Annotated in this window: 2 protein-coding genes; both read left to right on the top strand. The window is 72.8% G+C overall.

All coding sequences use genetic code 11. The annotated features are described in order from the left end of the window. The first annotated feature begins 463 nt into the window (after nucleotides 1-463). A complete protein-coding gene (locus ACFU6K_RS36025) occupies nucleotides 464-913 on the top strand; it encodes a PTS glucose transporter subunit IIA (protein ID WP_049657699.1) in 450 nt (149 codons plus the stop codon). Between the two features lie 97 nt (nucleotides 914-1,010). Beyond that, complete coding sequence (ptsP, locus tag ACFU6K_RS36020) at nucleotides 1,011-2,681, top strand: phosphoenolpyruvate--protein phosphotransferase (protein WP_380670404.1); 1,671 nt, start codon at nucleotides 1,011-1,013, stop codon at nucleotides 2,679-2,681. Nucleotides 2,682-2,698 lie beyond the last annotated feature (17 nt).

Genomic DNA, 2,698 nt, shown 5'->3' with positions numbered 1-2,698 from the left:
ACGGACGCTTCCTTCGGACCGCCTTCCAGCGGACCCTCCGGGCTTCGTTCTTTCGTGTTTCCAGCTTACCAGATGCTTTCCGCTCCGTTTACCGGGGGTTTTTGCACCTGAAATCTGGCGTTAACCGCCGAGTTGCGGCGACTCGCCCAACCATAGCGGGTCGGCTGCCGGAGCGCGAACCGGGGCGCACCCGGGGTCCTCCGGACGGCGGCATGATTTGTTGCTCTCGCGAGCATATACAGCAATGGTCTCGATTCGCCAAGATGCCTGTAGAGTGCGGCGCATCGGCCAGAGGACTAGACCACTAGCGGGCCGGTGAGTCGCCGGCCGGTTAGGTAGGCAAGGGCGGGGTCTTCGCCCGGGAATGTCAGCAGTTGTCCGAAGTTGACATGAATTAGGCTTCAGTTGATCGTCGCGCCGCTCCTCGCGGCCGCTCGCTGTACTGCACTTGGGAGGCACAACCATGACCACTGTGACGTCGCCGCTGACCGGCAAGATCGTGGGGCTCGCGGGCGTGCCCGACCCGGTGTTCTCGGGTGCGATGGTCGGCCCGGGCACCGCGGTCGACCCCGTTCGCGAGCAGACCACGGCGGTCGCTCCGGTGGACGGTGTCGTCGTCTCCATGCACCCGCACGCGTTCGTCGTCGTGGACGCCGAGGGCCACGGTGTGCTGACCCACCTCGGGATCGACACCGTTCAGCTCAACGGCGAGGGCTTCGAGCTGCTCGTCAACAAGGGCGACACGGTGACCCGTGGTCAGGCCGTCATCAAGTGGGACCCGGCCGCCGTCGAGGCCGCGGGCAAGTCGCCGATCTCGCCGATCGTGGCGCTGGAGGCCACCGCCGACTCGCTCGGCGACCTGCGGGAGGACGGCGAGGCCAAGGCCGGCGAGCAGCTGTTCAGCTGGAGCTGACCCCTTCCTTCCGACACCCGCCCCGGACGAGATGACGGGGCGGTCCCCACACACAGCGGTTCCCGGCGGGGCCGCTCATCTCAGCGGAGACAGTGACATGGAGAAGACGCTGCGCGGCGTGGGCGTGAGCCACGGGGTCGCGATCGGCCAGGTGCGGCACATGGGGACGGCGGTGCTGGAGCCCCCGGCCACCCAGATCCCGACCGAGGACGCCCCGCGCGAGCAGGCCCGCGCCCAGGCCGCCGTCGAGGCGGTCGCCGCCGACCTCATCGCGCGCGGCAACCTCGCGGGCGGCGAGGCCCAGGCCGTGCTGGAGGCCCAGGCGCTGATGGCGCAGGACCCCGAGCTGATGGCCGACGTGTCCCGCCGGATCGCCGTCGGCAGCAGCGCCGAGCGCGGCGTCTACGACGCGTTCGCGGCCTACCGGGCGCTGCTCGCCTCCGCCGGGGAGTACCTGGCCGGGCGGGTCGCCGACCTGGACGACGTGCGCAACCGGATCGTGGCCCGGCTGCTCGGCGTGCCGATGCCGGGCGTGCCGGACAGCGACGAGCCGTACGTGCTGTTCGCGCGGGACCTGGCGCCGGCCGACACCGCGCTGCTCGACCCGACGCTGGTGCTCGGCTTCGTGACCGAGGAGGGCGGGCCGACCAGCCACAGCGCCATCCTGGCCCGGGCGATGGGCGTGCCCGCCGTCGTGGCGCTGCCGGGCGCGATCGAGGTCGCCGAGGGCACCGTCGTCGCGGTGGACGGCAGCTCCGGCGATGTCCTGCTGGAGCCGTCCCAGGAGAAGCAGGACGAGCTGCGGGCGGCCGCCGCCGCGCGCAAGGCCGCGCTGGCCGCCTCCTCCGGCCCGGGGCAGACCTCGGACGGTCACCGGGTGCCGCTGCTGGCCAACGTGGGCGGCCCGGCCGACGTGCCGGCCGCGCTGGAGAACGGCGCCGAGGGCGTCGGCCTGTTCCGCACCGAGTTCCTGTTCCTGGACGACTCGGCGAAGGCGCCCAGCGCCGAGAAGCAGGTCGAGGCGTACCGCAAGGTGCTGGAGGCCTTCCCCGAGGGCCGGGTCGTGGTCCGGGTGCTGGACGCCGGTGCGGACAAGCCGCTGGACTTCCTGACCCCGGCCGACGAGCCGAACCCGGCGCTGGGCGTGCGCGGGCTGCGCACCCTGCTCGAGCACCCCGAGGTGCTGCGGACCCAGCTCCAGTCGCTGGCCAAGGCGGCCGAGGGCCTGCCGGTGCACCTCGAGGTGATGGCCCCGATGGTGGCCGACCGCAAGGACGCCAAGGACTTCGCGGCCGCGTGCCGGGAGGCCGGGCTGGACGCCAAGTTCGGCGCGATGGTGGAGATCCCGTCGGCCGCGCTGCGCGCCAGGTCGATCCTCCAGGAGGTCGAGTTCCTGTCGCTGGGGACCAACGACCTCGCGCAGTACACCTTCGCGGCCGACCGTCAGGTCGGCGCGCTGGCCCGGCTCCAGGACCCGTGGCAGCCCGCCCTGCTGGACCTGGTCGCCGCGGCGGCCGACGCCGCACGGGTGAGCGGCAAGAGCTGCGGGGTCTGCGGCGAGGCGGCCGCCGACCCGCTGCTGGCCGTGGTGCTGACCGGTCTGGGCGTCACCAGCCTGTCGATGGGCGCGGCCTCGATCCCCTACGTGCGGACCACGCTCGCCAAGTACACGCTGGCGCAGTGCCGCCGGGCGGCCGAGGCGGCCCGGGCCGCGGACAGCGCCGAGGAGGCGCGGGCCGCCGCGCAGCAGGTGCTCTCCGGCGAGTAGGACGGGTAGCGGACAGG

It is taken from the genome of Kitasatospora sp. NPDC057512 (assembly GCF_042802135.1).
Lineage (GTDB): Bacteria > Actinomycetota > Actinomycetes > Streptomycetales > Streptomycetaceae > Kitasatospora.
This window is presented reverse-complemented; position numbering and strand designations above follow the sequence as displayed.

What these genes read in the sequence shown, in the direction of transcription:
- ptsP (WP_380670404.1), top strand. Translation starts at nt 1,011, where the DNA reads ATGGAGAAGACGCTGCGCGGCGTGGGCGTGAGCCACGGGGTCGCGATC.
- ACFU6K_RS36025 (WP_049657699.1), top strand. Translation starts at nt 464, where the DNA reads ATGACCACTGTGACGTCGCCGCTGACCGGCAAGATCGTGGGGCTCGCG.